Origin of the sequence: Undibacterium sp. Di27W, assembly GCF_049340345.1 — a bacterium.
Taxonomy (GTDB): domain Bacteria; phylum Pseudomonadota; class Gammaproteobacteria; order Burkholderiales; family Burkholderiaceae_D; genus Undibacterium.
Window position 1 is genome coordinate 142,523 of sequence record NZ_JBMPOS010000011.1, and the last position, 18,747, is coordinate 161,269.

Sequence of the window (18,747 nt, forward strand, 5' to 3'; positions counted from 1 at the left end):
CTTCATCCTTGTGCTGGCCACAAAGCCCAAATGCAGGCTGCCACCCACAATACGACGGTTAATAAGAGCTGCCAATCTGTTAGTAAAGCCTCAGTTGGTGACTCTCCACCATCGAGTTCTTCAACGCCATACCAATAACGGAATAAACCAAACAAAACCTGGGGTACAGTGATAATCAACTGGGGTTTGCTCGACATCACAAACATACCATAAAAAACCAGCGCACAAATTGCAGACATTTCAGCATATCTATCTATCAGTGCCACCGAGTATTTTTTAAGCACTTTGCGGCCTTCAGTGCCGCTTTGCATTAACTCTTGCCGGCGCTTTATTGCAGCCAGGTAAAGAGCGAGACAAAGTGTGGTGACAAACATCCATGCCGATACTGGAACGGCCAAAGCCACGGCACCTGCATACACACGCAACACAAAACAAATGGCAATCGTAAAAATATCCACGACTGGCTGATGTTTCAACACAAAAGTATAAGCGACATTTAATACCATGTAAGCTGCAATAACCAGCACCACCTTAGGCGCGATAAACCAGCCCCATATGACGCTTGCATAAAGTACCGCAAGCAAAACCAAAGCCATGGGAATGCTGACTGTGCCTGCCGCGAGAGGCCGCGTCCTGGATTTTTTTGGATGAAGGCGATCTTGCTCTATGTCGTGTATATCGTTGATGATATAGGTCGCAGAAGAACCAAGGCAAAAAAGCAGCATCGCAAACAAGGCATGCCCCACTGCAGCGACATTCAAAAATTCGCCAGAAAACATCAGTGGCGCAAGGACGAAACCATTTTTGATCCATTGCCTGGGCCGCATCAACTTGAGCAAGCCCAGCAAGCGTACTGGTGTCGTGTGAGTTATTAAGTTATCATGCATGAATTTATCCTACTTAAATTCATGGTAATGTTTCCCTCATGAACTTGACAATAATGTACTCAATTTTCGCATTAATTGCGACGATAGTAAACATCGCGACACAAGATATTGTTATACGTCATTACAATGGCATGTTTGCTATCCTTGCCTCTCTCATCATTGGCACAGGTGCTGGTTTGGTCGTCAAATACGTTCTAGATAAACGGTATATTTTTCGCTTTCGCGCCGACAGTGCAGCCCATGACGGCAAGACCTTTGTCCTTTACACGCTAATGGGCGTGATCACAACAGTAGTTTTTTGGGGATTTGAGTTTGGTTTTGACTTTTTTTTCAAGACCAAGGAAATGCGCTATGTAGGGGGCGCCCTCGGCCTGGCAATAGGCTATCTGTGTAAATACAAACTGGACAAACGCTATGTTTTTCGCACGGAGCCTGCATGACACAGGTCAGCTCCTGGGGACGTCTTAGTGCAGATACCCATCATTTGCTGAGTCTCAATGATCCCGATAAAACCAGGGATTTGATCTGCCACTCCCAATTCCCTGGCCTGGCTCATGGGATGGGGCGCAGCTATGGTGACGCCTGTCTTAATCCTGGTGGCTCGCTTTGGCTCACCACAGGTTTGGATCACCTCATCCATTTTGATGAGGCTTCTGGCTGCCTGACTTGCGAAGCGGGTGTACAACTCAGAGACATACAACAGTTAATGATACCGCGTGGCTGGATCTTGCCAGTTAGCCCTGGAACCCAAATGGTGACGGTTGGTGGTGCCATCGCCAATGACGTGCACGGCAAGAATCATCACATGCTTGGTACTTTTGGCGATCATGTCAGACGCATCAAGTTGCTGCGCACGGATGGAGAAATCATCGTTTGTAGCCCGACAGAAAAATCCGACTGGTTTGCAGCCACAGTAGGAGGTCTGGGCCTGACAGGTCTGATCATCGAAGCAGAGTTACAGTTACGTCCGGTAATTGGCCCGTGGTTAGATACTGAAACTATCCCCTACAATAGTCTGGAAGAATTCTTTCATCTTGCGGATGAGTCTGAGGCAAATTGGGAACATACTGTTTCCTGGGTGGATTGCATGTCCGGTGCTGCCAGTCGGGGAATATTCATGCGCGCCAATCCGGGGGCAAGCGTGATACGCCCTGAACCCAAGGGTGGCAAACGTAGCATGCCATTCCCCCCCCCGTTCTCCCTGGTAAATCGTCTGTCACTACGACCTTTTAATTTTGCCTATTACTATCTAAAAAACTGGCAAGCAGGTAAGGGCTTGGCTCATTATCAGTCATTCTTTTATCCACTGGACAATCTGCTGGAATGGAACCGTATGTATGGGCCCAAAGGCTTCTTCCAGTATCAAAGTGTAGTACCCCGCGACGTTGGCCAAGCAGCTATTCAGGACATGCTAAAAGAAATTGCCCGTTCTGGTGATGGCTCTTTTCTCGCCGTACTAAAAACCTTTGGTAACCGCCAGGCTGTGGGCATGCTGAGCTTTGCGCAAGCAGGCGTGACCCTGGCGCTGGATTTCCCCAATCACGGAGAACGAACGCATCAATTATTTGAAAGACTGGATGCTATCGTCCGTGAAGCAGGTGGTCGAATTTATCCGGCCAAAGATGCACGCATGCCGCGTGAACTTTTCGAGGCAGGCTATCCACGTCTGCATGAATTTTTAAAATACCGTGATCCTGGCATCAGTTCCGGGCTTTCACGCCGTTTGATGGGAAGCTGAATTGAATAGCAAAAAAAGAATCGTCATTGTAGGGGCAAGCTCCGCCATGGCCGAGCATTGCGCCAGAATATGGCTGCAGACACAAGCCGCACACCTTACATTAATAGGACGCAATGCCGCCCGCATACAGCGTGTAGCAGATGACCTGAAAGTGCGTAGCCCTGAGTCAGACTTTGACATAGTAGAAGCAGATTTTATCGATCCCGCTGCCATTCAATCCCTAGTGGATGGCATTGTAATCAAGGGAACGGTGGACATCGTCTTGATAGCGCATGGCTCACTGCCAGAGCAAGCCGATTGTCAAAACAATTTGCATGCCTGCAAAGAGGCACTGGAAATCAATGGTATTTCACCAGTCTTGTATGCAGAAGCATTTGTAAAACATATGCTACAAGCACAACATGGAAATATTGGAGTGATAGGTTCTGTCGCCGGCGATAAAGGCAGAAAATCCAACTATGTGTATGGCGCAGCAAAAGGCCTGGTGACTCGTTATGTACAGGGACTGCAGCATCGTCTCGCTGGTACTGCAGTAAAAGTGACCTTGATCAAACCAGGTCCAACTGACACCCCGATGACCAGTCACTTGAAGAGCCAGGGCGCGAAGCTGGCATCGGTTGAAGATGTAGCGAGACAGATAGTAAAAGCCATCGAATCAGGGAAGCCTCTTATCTATGCCCCTGGCAAATGGATGCTCATCATGATGGTCATTCGCCATTTGCCCAGATTCATATTTAACAAGATGGATATATAAGCAATGAGAGTATCCCCATTAGCAAAAATTCTCTTCGTTTATTTACTGCTCTCCTTGCTGACCTTCATGAATTGGGAAAGAAAGGATGCCAATTATGTTACTGGTGATGAGCCACATTACCTGGTCATGGCCAATGGACTTGTGAAGTACGGCGCTCTGGAACAAACAGAAATATACAAAGAAGAATTCGCAAGCAAGAAAATATTCAGGTATGGCCTGGCTCCGGCAGGCTCTGAGCTGACACCCGCCAACTCCCATACAGTGTCGGGTCCGAACGGCATATTTAATGCTCATAATATCGGGCTTCCTATATTGTTAGGCATCCCATTTCTACTTGGAGGGACGTTAGGCGCCAAGCTGTTCATGATTTTTAGCAGTGCAATCATCATCATCCTGGGATGGAAGTTCAGCGGTCTGTTCTCTAAAAACGAAAAACATAGATTCTGGACGGTCTTCGCTGTTGGGATAGCGATGCCTTTTATTTCTGGATCCAGTCAGGTATATCCAGATATGATGGCTGGCCTGATCTCCCTGACTGGCCTTTACTGGTTTATCACAAGCCAGCAAAAACGCTCCAGCATTCATGAATTGCTACTGGCAATTGCCATCGTATTCTTGCCGTGGCTACAGGTGAAATTTGCAGCAAGCTGCATGTTATTGGTAATTGCAATAGCAAGTAAAATCTATCTTGAATCCAAAGACGTCCCCAGGATTTTGAGGCTAATGTTCGTCGCCGGAGTCTCTTGTATTTTGCTGGCGACCTACAATTACTATGCTTTTGGAAAAATATCTGGACCTTACCAATCCGGTGCACTGGAGATCAGCAAAACCAGTCTGATGGTCTTATTCGGCCTCCACTTTGACCAGAATCAAGGTTTTTTACTACAAAATCCTCTCAATTTGATCGGCATACTTGCTATCGCCTGGCTGTACCGATTCAATCGCCAATTTGCTGTCCTTTGGGGTCTGGTTTTCCTGTCCTTGATAGTTCCCAATGCACTACACCCAAACTGGTATGGAGGATGGAGTTTTTCCGGTAGATTTGCCTGGGCCGCCACAATAGTGTTTGTCGTTCCGACGATTTATGGCTTGATCAGATTTGCAGAAGTGAAAGAGAAATTATTTCGAATAGTCGTCGGGCTATCGATGCTGCTGCAGTTAAGTTTCTTTTATTTTTATGCGGCACGGTGCATTAACTCTTATAACAAAGCAGTCGATACCTGGTTTGATAGTTATTCAATCTACTATTTGCCGATTAAATCCTGGCTGCCCATGCTATATGACTCGAAGTGGGCATTTAGTTACACACCCAATTATGTCTGGCTAAGCATAATCACCGTCCTTTTTATGATGGGTTTTTTACAGAAAAGAAAACTACTTGCCATATCAATGTATGCAAGCATCATTTTTAGTGCCAGCATTGCAGTTGGCGGAGTCTTTAACAATTACCCTAAAAATGAGATCCTGTACCACGCAAATGACTTGCCATCTGATTCTGGCAGAGTGGCAGGTACAGAACGCTACGCAGAGCAAGGAATTGATCATCCAGGTTTTCTGACTTATGGCCCGTTCTTGAACCTGGGCAAAGGTGAATATGAGATCGTCATTCAATACAGCAGTCCAGGTACAGCGAAGCAATCCGTAGGATGGCTCGATGTGTACGATGCAACAACTGGCAAGCAAAATTCATTGGTTCCTTTGTATGGGACAGAGGGCAATATCAAGGAATTGAAACTGGAATTCACTAGCAAGTTCTGGCGTCCGCATACTTATGAATTCAGGAATCAGTGGGACGGCATATCAAATCTGAAAATTCAAACCATACATTTGCGAAGAATTTGAATTTAAATGCTTGCCAGGATAGCAATTTCGTCGTGGCAAGCCCTTCCTTAAATCCCACTCCGTATTGCGCAAAATGCGTGCTTTGACATGGCAGGTATAGCGCCTCATAAATAATAGTACGAACGTTCTATTATTTGAGTTAGAATTGTTTTAAGCGAGCAGGCATATTCATCCATGCCAAGGGTAAGATGATACTAAAACCTAAACGATGGGGAGACAGGGATGTTTGAAGAATTCATGGGCACCATGCCAGTGGCCGAGCGTCAAAAATTTGATGTAGCGGCACTGGCAGACTACATGCGTCAGCATGTTGAGGGGTTTGACGCATCATTGGCAGACAAGCTGGTAGTTGAGCAATTCAAAGGGGGCCAGTCAAATCCCACTTTCAAACTCAGTGCAGGTCAGCAACGCTATGTCCTGCGTGCCAAACCTGGCCCGGTCGCAAAACTCTTGCCTTCGGCCCACGCCATAGAACGTGAATTCAAGGTTATGAATGCCTTGAACAAGGCAGGCTTCCCCGCTGCACGTCAATATGCCCTTTGTACCGATGAGGATGTCATAGGCCGCGCCTTTTACATCATGGAATTTGTCGATGGTCGTGTGTTGTGGGATCAATCCCTGCCTGGTATGACACCAGCTCAGCGCGGCGAAATCTATGACGAAATGAGCCGCGTCATCGCCCAATTGCACACTATCGATTATGCTGCCATCGGCCTGGCAGACTACGGCAAGCCCGGCAATTATTTTGCCAGGCAGATAGACCGCTGGACCAAACAGTATCGTGCCTCCGAAACTGAAAAAATAGAGGCTATGGATAATCTTATTGAATGGTTGCCGCACAATATCCCACCTGGTGACGACACCAGTATCGTGCATGGGGACTACCGCCTCGACAATATGATGTTCCACCCCACTGAGCCGCGCATCATGGCGATACTGGATTGGGAGCTATCCACTCTCGGTCATCCTCTGGCTGATTTTTCCTATCACTGCATGAGCTGGCACGTCACCCCTGGCCAGTTCCGTGGCATTGCCGGCCTCGATCACCAGGCCCTGGGCATACCCGGTGAGCAGGAATATATTGCCAAGTATTGTGAGCGTACTGGTAAAACCATACGTCCTGAAGATTTCAATTTCTACCTCGCTTACAACCTGTTCCGTATGGCGGGGATTTTGCAAGGCATCATGAAGCGTTATGTTGATGGCACTGCATCCAGCGCACAAGCCAAGAAATCTGGTGAAGCCGCACGCCCCATGGCAGAACTGGGTTGGAGTTATGCTCAGAAGTAATCGTCGACGCAGGTAGCAAATTCTTGCAGTTCCAAAGTAGCGCAAAACAAACAAACTCATTGGAGACAATATGGAATTCGAATACTCAAATCGCTGCAAAGACTTGCAAGGCCGACTTTTGCGTTTCATGGATGAGCACATCTACCCAAATGAAAAAGCCTATAAGGAAGAAATCGACCGCAATGGTCTGGAAAAAGGCAATCGCTGGATCGCCACCCAAATCATTGAAGACTTAAAGCCCAAAGCACGCGCACAAGGTTTGTGGAATTTATTCTTGCCAAAATCAGTACGTGCACCAGAAGGCTTGTCGAATCTGGATTACGCCCCGCTATGCGAAATCATGGGGCGGGTGAGCTGGGCGCCGGAAGTATTCAACTGTTCTGCGCCAGACACCGGCAATATGGAAACCATAGAACGTTATGGTAGAGAGGAACACAAGAAGCAATGGCTGGAACCACTCTTACGCGGTGAAATCCGTTCTGCTTTTGCCATGACAGAACCTGGAGTCGCCTCATCAGATGCCACCAATATAGAAACCCGTATAGACCGCGATGGTGATGACTATGTCATCAATGGTCATAAGTGGTGGATATCTGGCGCTGGTGATCCGCGTTGTGCTGTATACATCCTGATGGGCAAGACTGATTTCAATGCCGCCCGCCACTCGCAACAATCGATGATACTGGTGGATGCCAAAACCCCTGGCATCACCGTGGTCCGCCCTCTTCCTGTCTTTGGTTATGACGATGCGCCACATGGTCATTGCGAAATTCTGTTTGAGAACGTACGTGTCCCATCGTCGAATATTCTTTTAGGTGAGGGCCGAGGTTTTGAAATTGCCCAGGGCCGTCTTGGCCCTGGGCGCATCCATCACTGCATGCGCGCCATAGGTGTGGCAGAACGTGCACTGGAATTGATGTGCAAACGTCTCAATAGCCGCACTGCCTTTGGCAAAAAAATCTCAGAGCAAAGCATCTGGCGTGAACGCATTGCCGAATCACGCATACAAATCGATACTGCGCGTCTGCTCACGCTAAAGGCTGCCTATATGATGGACACCGTAGGCAACAAACATGCGCAGGCAGAAATTGCCATGATCAAGGTCTTGGCACCCAACGTCACCCAGCAAGTATTGGATTGGGCCATACAAGCCCATGGTGCTGGTGGTGTTTCTGGCGATTTTCCGCTGGCGGCGCAATGGGCTGGCAATCGCACCCTGCGCCTGGCAGATGGCCCGGACGAAGTGCATAGAAACGCGATCGCAAAACTGGAACTGGCCAAGCACATCAGTCTGACGGAGGATTTGGGTTTGCCGATTACCCGCTCTTGAACAAACAAGACCAGTGTGAAAACCGTGCACAAATCAATGACTTCATGATTTGTGTACGCTTACCGGTACTCTACTTGCACCTTTACTTGCCTTCAGTATTACCTGGTGCGAAAAATCACATTGACGGTTTTTTTGTACATCAATACGCCAGGTAAAGACAAATCACTCATGGTAGGCTTATCACTGGCAGTCGCATTCGTTTGAACGATTTTAGCCCCATCTAGCCCGAGCTCGCTTTCCACCCGGCTCAAAGCCTGTTCCGACACTGCCGTTGGCCCTAGCAGTTTGACAGAGAAACCGGCCGCTAATTCCTTTGCCCTGTCTCTGGCATTTTCAGCCGCTTTGAATGTCAGATCGGTTTCAATTTGTGCATAATCCGTGCGCCCAAAGCGCATAGAGAAATTGCCCAGGCCAGGCCTGGAAAGCAAGAATTGCGTCAAGACATTCCAGTCATCAAAATTTTTCACATACACGTGAAAAGCTCTGATCAGACGATAGCGCTGCAAACTCATATTTGAATTAGCCATTTCATCCCCACTGACCATCTTTTTGGTATCGTGGGCAGCAATGTCAGTGCCTGCAATTTTATGATCGAGTAAAAATGCAAGTACCAGCTCTGATTGCGTATTCAGTAATGCCAGTGATTCATCCGCATTCGACGTCAGCGCAGTCAATTCAAAATCCAGCTCAGCCATGTTGGTTGGCAAAACAATGCTAGCACTACCATTGACATGAATAAAAGGATAGGCAGGCAAGGTCCCTGCTTCTCCGTACATGGGAATGAGAGCGAAAATCAACATCAGCAAACAATGACGCATCATGGTTTCTTATTTTTTATGGACATCATGCCCAGGATTAAAAACGGGCGTTGGTCAAACCAATGCCCGTATATTTTTTATTCCAACACCCAGACGAACTGCACCTTCGCCCAGAGATCCGTTTTTTTTCCATTCACTTGCCCGGGCATCGCCTTGGCCTTGCAATTTTCAAGTGCATCAACCACGGCATTATCCAAGTCAGGAAACCCTGCCGACCGATCAACTTTAGCCTTTAATATCTTGCCATTTGCGGCAACCAGAGCCGAGGCATAGACGACACCAGCCTCTGCACGCTGCAATGAGGCTTTGGGATATACAGGTCTGCACTTATTAAAATCGATAAGCGGATTCTTATCTCCGTTTCTTTCATTGACAACCAGGGCGTTTTCTATCGCCTGCCTCTTGGCATCAGCTGCTGCAATTGGTGCATTTGCCTGGGCATACAAGGCAAGACAGCTGGTCGTCAGACCCACAATGGCGAGCGCCGCCTTCCAATTCACTGATTTCACTTCGGGTTTGACCAGACGTTTGATACGAGACATAAGATTTCCTCCATGTGCCGCTTGGGCTAGTTGAGGGGTGATGAATTGGAAGTTGGCCAATTCAGAAAGTGCAAGAGCAAGACGCCGCGGTTCGCCTGTTACTCTTGCGGCAAGTTCATCCGCAATTTCTTCTCTGTCATTACGGATTTGTTTTGATATCCACCATACTGCCGGGTGATAGAACAGCAGCGTTTCTATGGCAGACTGAATCAGGTTCAACAAATAATCATGCCGTTTAATGTGCGCCATTTCATGCGCCAGCAGCATTTCCAGCAAATCAGCTGGCATGCCACTTAGCATGGCTGTAGGCAGTAAAATCATGGGGCGAAAAATGCCTACCGTGACAGGGCCAGCCAATTTATCGGCAAGTCTGAATAAGACCCTGCCACGGACATGAAATTGCTGACTTAATTGATCTATACGCATTTGCCAGCGCAGGTCTGACTTGTTATGCCCGACATTCGCATAAGTACCTATCCAGAATAAACCTCCCACCATGCGCATTGCGAGTAAAACCACACAGCTCAACCATACCAAAACAATCGTACTCAAGTGCATTTCCAACCAAGCTGACAAATTTATCCAGCTGGACTGGTTCAAAACCAGCCCCGGTAACATAGTACTCACTCCCTCAGTCTCAATACCTGAATGAGTAGTGGTCTTACGCAGAGAAAATTCCCTGACAAATACCAGCAAACAAACAAGTAGCGCCATATAACTAGCCGCATAACGAGCTCTGACCTTGGTAGCACCGATAAAGCTCAAGAACAAGGCCAAAAACAGGGCGACCACCAACCCCTGCCATAAGAAATGCAATAAAGCCCAACCCAGGGCATTGATAATGGACGGAAAGAGTTGGCTCATTTTTTTTCCTCATTCAGCAATTTCTGTATCTCGTCCCTCTCCTCCTTGCTAACGTGTCCACGCAAAGCCGCCATGACCAGGTCTTTGGCAGAACCGGAAAAAGCTTTATGGATCAAATCCTTCAAAAGATTGGTCTGCAAGGAATCTTGCGCCTGCGCTGCCGCATACACATGCGAACGCTGGGTCTCATCCCTGCCGAGCAAGCCCTTAGTGTGCATGACTTGCATGAGCCGCAAGACCGTCGCATAAGACAAATCGGGTCTGTCCTGTACGGCTGCCTGATGGACGTCTTTGACAGTGGATGGTCCTAGCTGCCACATCAGCCGCAATAAATCCAATTCTGCAGTGGTGGGCTTGCGCGAACTAATTTTGCTCATATTTTGCTCTCGTAGATAATTGCTTAGAATGTAGATTATATTGTCTAGATCAATTTGTCTAGATTATTTTGTCTACTTCTTTATGCAGTTAAAACGAGTGCTAAAAAGCTACAAATTAAAGTTGAGATGGAAAAGCCAAAGACAGGATAAGACTGCTAACAAGTCAGTGCCCTTGATGTTGATAACTGGCATAAGCAATAGCCGCCAATATGATGAAAGCACCACTTAATTCACATAGGCCAGGTGTTTCATGTAAAAGCAGACAGGCCAGCAACATGCCATACACTGGCTCCAGCGAGGTCATGATGCTGGCAAAACTCGTTGATAATTTTTTCAGGCTGAACATGAACAAGCCATGTGACAGCGCGGTAAATACAACACCAAGCAAGATCAATCCCGACCAGGTTTGCATGCTTTTCCCTACCATATCGCCCGTCAGCAACACTAAGGGCAAGAGCAATACGGCTGCCACACCATTTTGCAGACATGCCTGTTTGAATGGAGACATTTGAGCGCCCTGCCAGCGATTCATCATTGCCAGCAAAGCGAAACTGAAGCCGGATAAAATTCCCAGGCCCAATGCATAGATCGCGCCGTCACCCCAAGACGTTGCGCTAACCATGGTTAGCATACCTATGACGACAAATAAAGCAGCCCAGGCATCATGTGCTTTTCTTGGCTCCTTAAAAAACCATGGTTCCAGCAAGGCGACAAACAAAGGAAAACTGGCGAAGCCCATCAGGCCAAAAGCAACTGGTGCAAAATTGAGCGAGGCGAAAAAAGTCAGCCAATGCATGGCCAACAAAAAACCGCACAGGACAACGCTCTTTGATACATCGCGAAAATGCAATTGTCTCTGGTACGCCAGCACAGGTATCAGGCACAAGGCGGCAAACAGAGTGCGCCCAAATACCAGCAATAAAGAGCTGACTGCCAGCATCTTGCCCAGTACACCGGCAGCGCCAAATAAAAATACGGCAATATGCAGGGCAAACAGGGAAGACAAGGCGGTTTTTTTCATATTGTGCTTATGCTTGAAGAGCGTCAAGTATACAGCCGAAGTATAAAGTCGTTGATGCAACATGTCGGATGAGGGTGTGCACATTTATTTTGGATTAAAGCGCAAACGCATTAATCTATGCATAATAGATACCTGCTGTTTTCATCAACCCATTGAAGAGGGAAGCAATGATAGACGTTTATTCCTGGCCGACACCAAACGGACACAAAGTACACATCATGCTGGAAGAATGCGGCTTGCCTTACCGCGTTATTCCTGTGGACATCGGTGCTGGCGATCAATTCAAAGTCGATTTCCTGGCGATTTCACCCAACAACAAGATACCTGCCATCGTCGATGCAGATGGTCCTGACGGCAAACCTATCGCCCTGTTTGAATCGGGTGCGATTTTGATTTACCTGGCTGGTAAAACTGGCTTATTCCTTGGGAAGACAGACAGGGAAAAATATGAAGCATTGCAATGGCTGATGTTCCAGATGGGCAGTGTTGGTCCTATGTTAGGTCAGGCCCATCATTTCAGGATCTATGCACCTGAAAAGATAGAATATGCCGTTGACCGCTACACCAATGAAACCAGGCGCATCTACGGTGTTATCGACAAACAACTGGAGAAAACCACTTATCTGGCTGGTGAAGAATATGGCATTGCAGATATCGCCACTTTCCCATGGACACGCTCATTTGCCAATCAGGGTGTAGACTGGGCAGAGTTCCCGCATGCCAAACGCTGGTTTGATGCCATCAGCCAACGACCTGCCGTACAGCGCGGCGTGCAAGTTTTGGCAGATGCACGCAAGCCACTGGACAACGACAAGGCAAGAGAAGTTTTGTTTGGAAAAACACAATACGCAAAGAAATAAACTCATTTACCGGGGGTGAAGCCAATTGCCGTTACAATGGGCTTACCCCCTCTACTCTATTTCAGTATGCGTCGCCCTATAAAAAGAAACCGTCTTAAACTCGCCGCTGAGAGCCAGCGCGTTGCCAACCTTGCGCTTGCAGTTGCGCAGTCGGCCAGCCGTGTGGAAGATCTTGACTGGCAAGCCAAACTGGATGCACTTGTCACCAAGAGTCTCAGGCAACATCATCAGGACATGCTGGAAGCTGCAACTGAACACTTGTTCCAGACCCACCCCAATGGCTATGAAGTATTGACCGAAACCCTGGAGTCCGTCAGTACCAGTACCCAGTTTGAATACGAAAATCAGACCTATGTCAGCTTGCTGATCGCTGCCCCCATATTGGCCTGGACCCGCTTTGAAATTGCTTCTGGCAGCATACCAACAGAAGCACTGGCAATATTGCATACCCAATTAAGCGCGCATTTACTCGCTGACCAGGCACAACTGCGCTTGTTGCCTGGCCTGTATTCGATAGACCAGTTACCGCGCAACCATGTAGAAACCTATGCCTTGCTTGAACGGCATGGTCTTGCCATGTTGAAAAATCTTCCGTCGCCTACAGAAGCGGAACGTGCACACACCATTCCTTTTCTGGCAGATATCCGTTATGTGCTGGGCGTCATCCTGGTCAAAAAAGATGCTCCACTTTTCCAATGGCAAACCATAGATGCGCCTTATGACAGCGTAGAAGCCAAAAACCAGGCATTACTTCAGTGGCAACAGCAAACAGACGCCACGATCAAGCGCCTGGTGCCCGGGTGCGGTATAGAACTTTTATTGCCTGAAGCTTATTACACAGCTTGCCGTGAAGCTGATATCAAGATACGCCCGGCCACCATACGTTCTGCGATGTTCTACCTGACCCAGAGCCTGGGCAAGGAAGCAGATCAGTTCAGCGTCATCATCGCCTCTTTTGGTGAGCAGGAAAATCCTGGGCAAGTCGATGAATACCGTATCAGTTTTTGCTTGCGCGATGCCCCTGAAGTTATTTATGGCGTGGTCTGGCCCTTATATCAGGCAGAAGATCAAATCATTGCTATCAATCTGGATGAGAATGAGCAACTTGCAGGAGAGATTCCTGGCATATTGCAAGAATGTGGCGTGACTGAAATCATTCAACTCGAAGAAATTTTTGCCATGGAATTCTGCGATGACTGTGGCACACCACTGTTTGCAGACCGTGACAGTGATCTGGTACACACTGAAATGCCAGATGATGCACCAACGCCGGGTGCCACGCATTTTCACTGAGTTTTCACTGATTATTAAGCTCGATTTAGACATGGCTCCGACTACTTTTCACTTCCGCACAGCGACTGATGGCGATGCATTCGCCATCAGTGCTTTAATTGCTGACTTTACGCAAGATTTTTTTGTGCATGCCGACGGTGCAGGAACTGAAATTTTTTTAGAGTCGGTCTCAGAAAAAGCAGAGCAAGTTTATATCCAGGACCCACGCTACCATTTCATCCTGGCCCTAGAGGATGAAAAACTGGCAGGCTTCATTGCCATGCGCGACCTCAGCCATCTATACCACCTATTCATTGCAACAGAATTCCAGGGCTTAGGACTAGCCCGCGAACTTTGGCAAAGGGCGCAGGCTTTTTCCACATCCAGTGGGCATACTGGACCATTTACGGTCAATTCCTCCGTCAAGGCCATACCTGTTTATCAGCGTTTTGGCTTTGTCGCGACTGGCGATCTCATAGAAATGCATGGCATCGCTTTCCTGCCCATGCGGTTCTGCGAAGATATCTAAAGCTTACGCCACATTGATGGCATGAAGCTTTTATTGTAATCAATAGATAAAAGGAATCATGCGCCAGGTTTTTTGTGCGTAATCTGCATAAGTCTTGCCAAAAGCATCCTGGAGCACTGTCTCTTCAATACGAATCCGGTAACGCAAAGCCAGGAAAACCGGCAGCAACACCAGTAATAAAGAAAAAGCATTCGCAGAGCAAATACCCATCCCCAAGAACATCAAAAGCAAACCAGTATAGGAAGGATGACGAAGATAACGGTAAGGGCCATGATCGACAATTTTGTGGCCACTCTCTATCGCCACTTCCACTGTGAAAAACCGACCCAAATAGGCAATGGCAAGCCAGCGCAAACTTATTCCGGCAAAAAATAGAGCTACACCTGGCCACGCAAGCTGTTTCAAAATATCGAATTCCATTTGAGGGAAAATCAGTTTAGCCAGGCTGGCGAGCGCGATGCTCAGAAAAACTACACGTATCAGCACAGTTAAACTCCCGCCATCCCGGTCTGCCGTATGGCCAGAAGAATGATTCAGGCGTATCACAAAAAATTCTGAAATACTATAAATAGTGACTAAAAATGCAGGAGAATAGAGTATGGAAATCATGTGGATCCAGCTTTCTGTAAGTGTTTAACACGATCAGAGTATTGACCATAGCCTTACATGATGTATTGAACAAATGCGACATCCAGTAGCTATTGAATTCAATTTATGACGCTTGCCCCAGCAAAAACAAATGTAGCCAATAGCAGCATCAGTAGCGATACGCTGACTAGCCTGCATGCGCCCAGCCTTTCACTATGTCATGTCATTCGTGCCTATATCACGCGCAATACTATCAATGCCGACACGCTCACGGAACAGCAGCGTCTGAATCATTTCCCTGTTGCTGCCGTCTGTATCGTCACCTGGTATTTACAAGGGCAGGCTGAAATCGTGCAAGTCGGTGATACCAAGTGCAAACAAGCACTGCCTTGCCCTATTGTCTTCAGCGGGCCGCGCAGCGAACCTGTCACCACCAGCAACCCGGGGCCGGTCGACATTTTCATCCTGGTTTTATCGCCAGAGACTCTGCATCTCTTAACTGATATTGACGTCGCTTTTCACAATAATCGAAGCTCGGCGTTTTCAGCTGTATTCGATACTGAATGGCAAGCCATGGCACAAGCGGTGTTACATGCAGCAAATCATGAGCAGCGCATAGAATTGCTGGAAGATTTTTTTGAACGCAAATGGCAAAGCCATGCTCCGCGCAGACATCTGAGTATGCATCTGTTCACCGATCTCATACAGGGCATGGCAGTGCAAATGCTTGCTTCAAAGTGGCTGCGCAGTGTGAGGCAAATAGAACGCCAGATAAAAAGCCTCAGCGGCATGTCTTTCCAGCGCCAGCATGTCTTGCGCAGAGCCGAAAGACGATTCATTACAACCCGCGACATGGTATTAAATAGCAAAAAGTCATGGGCGGATATTGCTGCAGAAACGGGTTATGCAGATCAAGCCCATTTATGCCGTGAAACACGTAAAAGCACGGGTTTATCGCCTGAAGAACTCAAAATCCGCATCATGAACGATGAAAGCTATTGGCTATACCGGATTTGGCTATAAAAAATCTGAATATCACACAAGAGAAAATCCGTTGTACAATTGGTTTTGAACGGTCGTGCTTTTTTCTGCTTTTTTTCATTGCATTGCTGCGGCCATCATAAAACAGGAGACAACATGGATTTGAACTACACGGCAGAAGACCTTGCCTTCCGGGATCAGGTGCGTACCTATCTGGAAGCCAATCTTCCACAAGACCTGCAGCAAAAAGTACTGAATCATAAACGCCTGTCCAGGGAAGACTTTGTCCGCTGGCACAAGATATTGGCCAAACAGGGCTGGGTCGCCACAGGCTGGCCTATAGAATATGGTGGCACAGGCTGGACAGCAACCCAACGCCATATCTTTGAAGAAGAATGCGCCCGCGCTGGCACACCTGCCATCCTGCCATTTGGCGTAAATATGGTAGCCCCCGTCATCATGGCCTTTGGCAACCAGGCACAAAAAGACTATTACCTGCCGCGCATACTGAGCTGCGAAGACTGGTGGTGCCAGGGTTACTCAGAACCAGGCTCAGGCTCTGACCTTGCATCCCTGAAGACCCGCGCTGAGCGCGAAGGTGACCACTACATTGTCAATGGCCAAAAAACCTGGACCACCCTCGCCCAGCATGCCGACATGATTTTCTGCCTGGTGCGCACTGACACTGGCGTACGCAAGCAGCAAGGCATCTCCTTCTTGCTGATCGACATGAAGACACCAGGCATTACCGTGCGCCCAATCATCATGCTGGATGAAGAGCATGAAGTGAATGAAGTCTTCTTCGACAATGTCAAAGTCCCGGTAGAGAACCTGATAGGCGAAGAAAACAAGGGCTGGACTTATGCCAAATACCTGCTAGGCCACGAGCGCACGAATATTGCTGCCGTAGGCCGTGCCAAGCGCGAATTGCAATTCCTCAAGCGTATCGCTGCCAAACATCAAAAGAATGGCTTGCCGCTGATTGATGATGCAGTGTATGCCAGCAAGGTCGCCAGCCTGGAAGTGGAATTGATGGCGCTGGAAATCACTGTACTGCGCGTCATTTCCCAAGATAGTGGCCGCCCTGGCCCGGAAGCATCCCTGCTCAAGATCAAGGGCACGGAAATCCAGCAAAGGCTGACGGAGTTGATGGTAGAAGCAGTTGGCCCTTACGGCCTGCCATTTGACCCTGCTTTCCTCGAAGGTGAGACTGAACATAGCATAGTCGGTGACGATGATGCTGCGCCTTTGGCACCGTATTACTTCAATTTCCGCAAGACTTCCATTTATGGCGGTTCCAACGAAATTCAAAAAAATATCATCACTCAGATGATTCTGGGTCTGTGAGGAGAGCACAATGGATTTCAACTTAACACAAGAACAAACACAGTTTGCTGATGCCTTGCGTCGCTGGGTAGAAAAAGACTATGGCTTTGAACAGCGTAAACAAATCATAGAATCGGCTGAAGGTATTTCTTCAAAAGCCTGGGCTGGCCTGGCAGAGCTGGGTGCACTGGCCTTGCCTGTGCCGGAAGAACAAGGTGGCTTCGATGGTTCTGCCATCGACATGCTGGTCATCATGCAGGAGCTGGGGCGCGGCATTGTTATCGAGCCTTACTTCGCTACGGTTATGGGTGCAGAGTTTTTGAAAAAATCTGACAAACACGCAGATGTACTTGAGCAAATCTCTGCTGGTGAAGTCAAGCTGGCGAATGCACTGGGCGAAAGACAATCACGTCACGACCTGTTTGACATTGCCACCACCGCCAGCAAAAGTGGCGATGGTTTTGTACTCAATGGCAGCAAAACCGTGGTACTGCACGGTGCCCAGGCAGACAAACTGATCGTCTCTGCACGCAGTAGTGGCGCACAACGCGATACGTATGGCATCAGCCTGTTTGTCGTTGATGCCAATGCAGAAGGCGTCAGCCATCGCGATTACCGCACCATCGATGGTTATCGTGCCGCCGATATCAGTTTCAGCAATGTACAAGTCGGCGCAGATACGCTGTTAAGCGCAGTAGATGGTGGCTGGGAATTGCTCGATGCGGTGGCCGATTACGGTGTGACACTGCTGTGTGCAGAATCGATAGGCATCATGGAAGCAATTACCGCAGCCACACTCGATTATCTGAAAACCCGCCAGCAGTTTGGTGTGCCTATCGGCAAATTCCAGGTCTTGCAACATCGCATGGCAGAAATGTTCATGGAAATGGAACAGGCGCGCTCAATGGCGACGCTGGCTGCCGTCAAGATAGCCTCTGATAATGTAGAAGAACGCCGCCGTACGGTATCCGCCGCCAAGGCAAGGATAGGCCAAGCCGCCAAGTACATAGGCCAGCAAGCAGTGCAATTGCATGGCGGCATGGGCGTCACCAATGAGCTGCCGGTTGCCCACATGTTCAAACGCCTGACCACGATAGAGCTGACACTGGGTGACACTGATCATCACCTGGCCAGATTTGTCGCACAACCCGGCTTTAAAAACGCAGCCTGATTGCTGTCAAAAAATCCCGACTGTGTTCGGGATTTTTTTTGCCTTTTGAAACAATAAGGAAACAACGAGGACACACTATGAGCATCAAAACAGACCGCTGGTATTTTGAAGACTTCATTCCTGGCACAGTCATAGAACTTGGGCAACGTACAGTAACAGAAGAAGAAATCATCAATTTCGCCACACAATTTGATCCGCAATCTTTTCATGTCGATAAAGAAGTCGCCAGTCATTCCATCTATGGTGGTGTCATCGCCAGTGGCTGGCACACTTGCGGCATTATTATGCGTCTGGTGGTTGATGGCTTCCTGGCTAATTCTTCTGGCATGGGATCTCCAGGCACAGATGAAATCCGTTGGATATTGCCGGTGCGCCCAGGTGACACACTAAGAGTCACGGCAGAAACTACAGGCAGCAAAGTGTCTACATCAAAGCCGGACAGAGGCGTCGTGAACACCCTCTGGAAAGCCTATAACCAGGAAGGCAAGCTGGTCTGCACGATTACTGGCATGGGCATGTTTGGTCGCCGTCCTGTCTGATTAAAAAACTAGGGGGCA

The 18,747-nt window shown here is 48.2% G+C and carries 19 protein-coding genes; 13 read left to right on the forward strand and 6 right to left on the reverse strand.

Annotation, left to right across the window (positions count from 1 at the left end):
• Nucleotides 1-2: 2 nt before the first annotated feature.
• Complete coding sequence (locus ACO0LF_RS21165) at nt 3-887, reverse strand: decaprenyl-phosphate phosphoribosyltransferase (protein WP_423017600.1); 885 nt, start codon at nt 885-887, stop codon at nt 3-5.
• A 38-nt stretch (nt 888-925) separates the two neighbouring features.
• Between ACO0LF_RS21165 and ACO0LF_RS21170 the strand changes: the two genes are divergently transcribed.
• The 6 genes from ACO0LF_RS21170 to ACO0LF_RS21195 all read left to right on the forward strand — a co-directional run bounded on the left by ACO0LF_RS21170 (nt 926) and on the right by ACO0LF_RS21195 (nt 7,841).
• On the forward strand, nt 926-1,327 hold the full coding sequence (locus ACO0LF_RS21170; RefSeq protein WP_423017602.1) for a GtrA family protein: 402 nt from the start codon (nt 926-928) through the stop codon (nt 1,325-1,327).
• Nucleotides 1,324-2,625: an FAD-binding protein gene (locus ACO0LF_RS21175; protein WP_423017604.1), complete on the forward strand. Its 1,302-nt coding sequence runs from the start codon at nt 1,324-1,326 to the stop codon at nt 2,623-2,625. Before ACO0LF_RS21170 ends, ACO0LF_RS21175 begins: the two co-directional genes overlap by 4 nt.
• Nucleotide 2,626: 1 nt before the next feature.
• On the forward strand, nt 2,627-3,379 hold the full coding sequence (locus ACO0LF_RS21180; RefSeq protein WP_423017606.1) for an SDR family NAD(P)-dependent oxidoreductase: 753 nt from the start codon (nt 2,627-2,629) through the stop codon (nt 3,377-3,379).
• Nucleotides 3,380-3,382: 3 nt separating this feature from the next.
• Entirely contained in the window at nt 3,383-5,221 is a 1,839-nt protein-coding gene (locus ACO0LF_RS21185; RefSeq protein WP_423017608.1) for a hypothetical protein, read from the forward strand.
• Between the two features lie 222 nt (nt 5,222-5,443).
• On the forward strand, nt 5,444-6,511 hold the full coding sequence (locus tag ACO0LF_RS21190; RefSeq protein ID WP_423017610.1) for a phosphotransferase: 1,068 nt from the start codon (nt 5,444-5,446) through the stop codon (nt 6,509-6,511).
• A 70-nt stretch (nt 6,512-6,581) separates the two neighbouring features.
• Nucleotides 6,582-7,841 carry an acyl-CoA dehydrogenase family protein gene (locus ACO0LF_RS21195; protein WP_423017612.1) on the forward strand — a complete coding sequence of 420 codons (1,260 nt, stop codon included), beginning with the start codon at nt 6,582-6,584 and terminating at the stop codon, nt 7,839-7,841.
• 98 nt (nt 7,842-7,939) lie between these two features.
• Here the strand turns inward: ACO0LF_RS21195 and ACO0LF_RS21200 are convergent, their stop codons facing one another.
• From ACO0LF_RS21200 to ACO0LF_RS21215, 4 genes are all read right to left on the reverse strand, one after another.
• Nucleotides 7,940-8,662, reverse strand: a complete 723-nt coding sequence (locus ACO0LF_RS21200; protein WP_423017615.1) for an SIMPL domain-containing protein — start codon at nt 8,660-8,662, stop codon at nt 7,940-7,942.
• A gap of 74 nt (nt 8,663-8,736) precedes the next feature.
• A complete protein-coding gene (locus tag ACO0LF_RS21205; protein WP_423017618.1) occupies nt 8,737-9,966 on the reverse strand; it encodes a M56 family metallopeptidase in 1,230 nt (409 codons plus the stop codon).
• A gap of 95 nt (nt 9,967-10,061) precedes the next feature.
• Nucleotides 10,062-10,442: a BlaI/MecI/CopY family transcriptional regulator gene (locus ACO0LF_RS21210; RefSeq protein WP_423017620.1), complete on the reverse strand. Its 381-nt coding sequence runs from the start codon at nt 10,440-10,442 to the stop codon at nt 10,062-10,064.
• Between the two features lie 163 nt (nt 10,443-10,605).
• The gene (locus tag ACO0LF_RS21215; protein WP_423017622.1) at nt 10,606-11,463 is read right to left on the reverse strand and encodes a DMT family transporter; all 858 of its coding nucleotides are present in this window, start codon (nt 11,461-11,463) and stop codon (nt 10,606-10,608) included.
• A 167-nt stretch (nt 11,464-11,630) separates the two neighbouring features.
• Between ACO0LF_RS21215 and ACO0LF_RS21220 the strand changes: the two genes are divergently transcribed.
• The 3 genes from ACO0LF_RS21220 to ACO0LF_RS21230 are packed head-to-tail and all read left to right on the forward strand — an operon-like array spanning nt 11,631 to nt 14,124.
• Nucleotides 11,631-12,323 (forward strand): glutathione binding-like protein, encoded by a 693-nt coding sequence (locus ACO0LF_RS21220; RefSeq protein ID WP_423017624.1) that lies wholly within the window; start codon nt 11,631-11,633, stop codon nt 12,321-12,323.
• 36 nt (nt 12,324-12,359) lie between these two features.
• Entirely contained in the window at nt 12,360-13,616 is a 1,257-nt protein-coding gene (locus ACO0LF_RS21225; protein WP_423017626.1) for a DUF2863 family protein, read from the forward strand.
• A gap of 31 nt (nt 13,617-13,647) precedes the next feature.
• Nucleotides 13,648-14,124, forward strand: coding sequence for a GNAT family N-acetyltransferase (locus ACO0LF_RS21230; RefSeq protein WP_423017628.1), 477 nt, complete (start codon nt 13,648-13,650; stop codon nt 14,122-14,124).
• Nucleotides 14,125-14,163: 39 nt separating this feature from the next.
• Here the strand turns inward: ACO0LF_RS21230 and ACO0LF_RS21235 are convergent, their stop codons facing one another.
• Complete coding sequence (locus tag ACO0LF_RS21235) at nt 14,164-14,610, reverse strand: methyltransferase family protein (RefSeq protein WP_423017630.1); 447 nt, start codon at nt 14,608-14,610, stop codon at nt 14,164-14,166.
• A gap of 228 nt (nt 14,611-14,838) precedes the next feature.
• On the opposite strand from ACO0LF_RS21235, the gene ACO0LF_RS21240 reads away from it, so the two are divergent.
• From ACO0LF_RS21240 to ACO0LF_RS21255, 4 genes are all read left to right on the forward strand, one after another.
• Nucleotides 14,839-15,735 carry a helix-turn-helix domain-containing protein gene (locus ACO0LF_RS21240; protein WP_423017632.1) on the forward strand — a complete coding sequence of 299 codons (897 nt, stop codon included), beginning with the start codon at nt 14,839-14,841 and terminating at the stop codon, nt 15,733-15,735.
• A gap of 114 nt (nt 15,736-15,849) precedes the next feature.
• A complete protein-coding gene (locus tag ACO0LF_RS21245; protein WP_423017634.1) occupies nt 15,850-17,040 on the forward strand; it encodes an acyl-CoA dehydrogenase family protein in 1,191 nt (396 codons plus the stop codon).
• A gap of 10 nt (nt 17,041-17,050) precedes the next feature.
• Nucleotides 17,051-18,190, forward strand: a complete 1,140-nt coding sequence (locus ACO0LF_RS21250; protein ID WP_423017637.1) for an acyl-CoA dehydrogenase family protein — start codon at nt 17,051-17,053, stop codon at nt 18,188-18,190.
• A 77-nt stretch (nt 18,191-18,267) separates the two neighbouring features.
• Complete coding sequence (locus ACO0LF_RS21255; RefSeq protein WP_423017639.1) at nt 18,268-18,729, forward strand: MaoC family dehydratase; 462 nt, start codon at nt 18,268-18,270, stop codon at nt 18,727-18,729.
• The last annotated feature ends 18 nt before the right edge of the window (nt 18,730-18,747 follow it).

What these genes read in the sequence shown, in the direction of transcription:
- ACO0LF_RS21245 (WP_423017634.1), top strand. Translation starts at nt 15,850, where the DNA reads ATGGATTTGAACTACACGGCAGAAGACCTTGCCTTCCGGGATCAGGTG.
- ACO0LF_RS21240 (WP_423017632.1), top strand. Translation starts at nt 14,839, where the DNA reads ATGACGCTTGCCCCAGCAAAAACAAATGTAGCCAATAGCAGCATCAGT.
- ACO0LF_RS21250 (WP_423017637.1), top strand. Translation starts at nt 17,051, where the DNA reads ATGGATTTCAACTTAACACAAGAACAAACACAGTTTGCTGATGCCTTG.
- ACO0LF_RS21215 (WP_423017622.1), bottom strand. Translation starts at nt 11,463, where the DNA reads ATGAAAAAAACCGCCTTGTCTTCCCTGTTTGCCCTGCATATTGCCGTA.
- ACO0LF_RS21195 (WP_423017612.1), top strand. Translation starts at nt 6,582, where the DNA reads ATGGAATTCGAATACTCAAATCGCTGCAAAGACTTGCAAGGCCGACTT.
- ACO0LF_RS21170 (WP_423017602.1), top strand. Translation starts at nt 926, where the DNA reads ATGAACTTGACAATAATGTACTCAATTTTCGCATTAATTGCGACGATA.
- ACO0LF_RS21210 (WP_423017620.1), bottom strand. Translation starts at nt 10,442, where the DNA reads ATGAGCAAAATTAGTTCGCGCAAGCCCACCACTGCAGAATTGGATTTA.
- ACO0LF_RS21165 (WP_423017600.1), bottom strand. Translation starts at nt 887, where the DNA reads ATGCATGATAACTTAATAACTCACACGACACCAGTACGCTTGCTGGGC.
- ACO0LF_RS21185 (WP_423017608.1), top strand. Translation starts at nt 3,383, where the DNA reads ATGAGAGTATCCCCATTAGCAAAAATTCTCTTCGTTTATTTACTGCTC.
- ACO0LF_RS21200 (WP_423017615.1), bottom strand. Translation starts at nt 8,662, where the DNA reads ATGATGCGTCATTGTTTGCTGATGTTGATTTTCGCTCTCATTCCCATG.
- ACO0LF_RS21230 (WP_423017628.1), top strand. Translation starts at nt 13,648, where the DNA reads ATGGCTCCGACTACTTTTCACTTCCGCACAGCGACTGATGGCGATGCA.
- ACO0LF_RS21190 (WP_423017610.1), top strand. Translation starts at nt 5,444, where the DNA reads ATGTTTGAAGAATTCATGGGCACCATGCCAGTGGCCGAGCGTCAAAAA.
- ACO0LF_RS21255 (WP_423017639.1), top strand. Translation starts at nt 18,268, where the DNA reads ATGAGCATCAAAACAGACCGCTGGTATTTTGAAGACTTCATTCCTGGC.
- ACO0LF_RS21175 (WP_423017604.1), top strand. Translation starts at nt 1,324, where the DNA reads ATGACACAGGTCAGCTCCTGGGGACGTCTTAGTGCAGATACCCATCAT.
- ACO0LF_RS21220 (WP_423017624.1), top strand. Translation starts at nt 11,631, where the DNA reads ATGATAGACGTTTATTCCTGGCCGACACCAAACGGACACAAAGTACAC.
- ACO0LF_RS21225 (WP_423017626.1), top strand. Translation starts at nt 12,360, where the DNA reads ATGGGCTTACCCCCTCTACTCTATTTCAGTATGCGTCGCCCTATAAAA.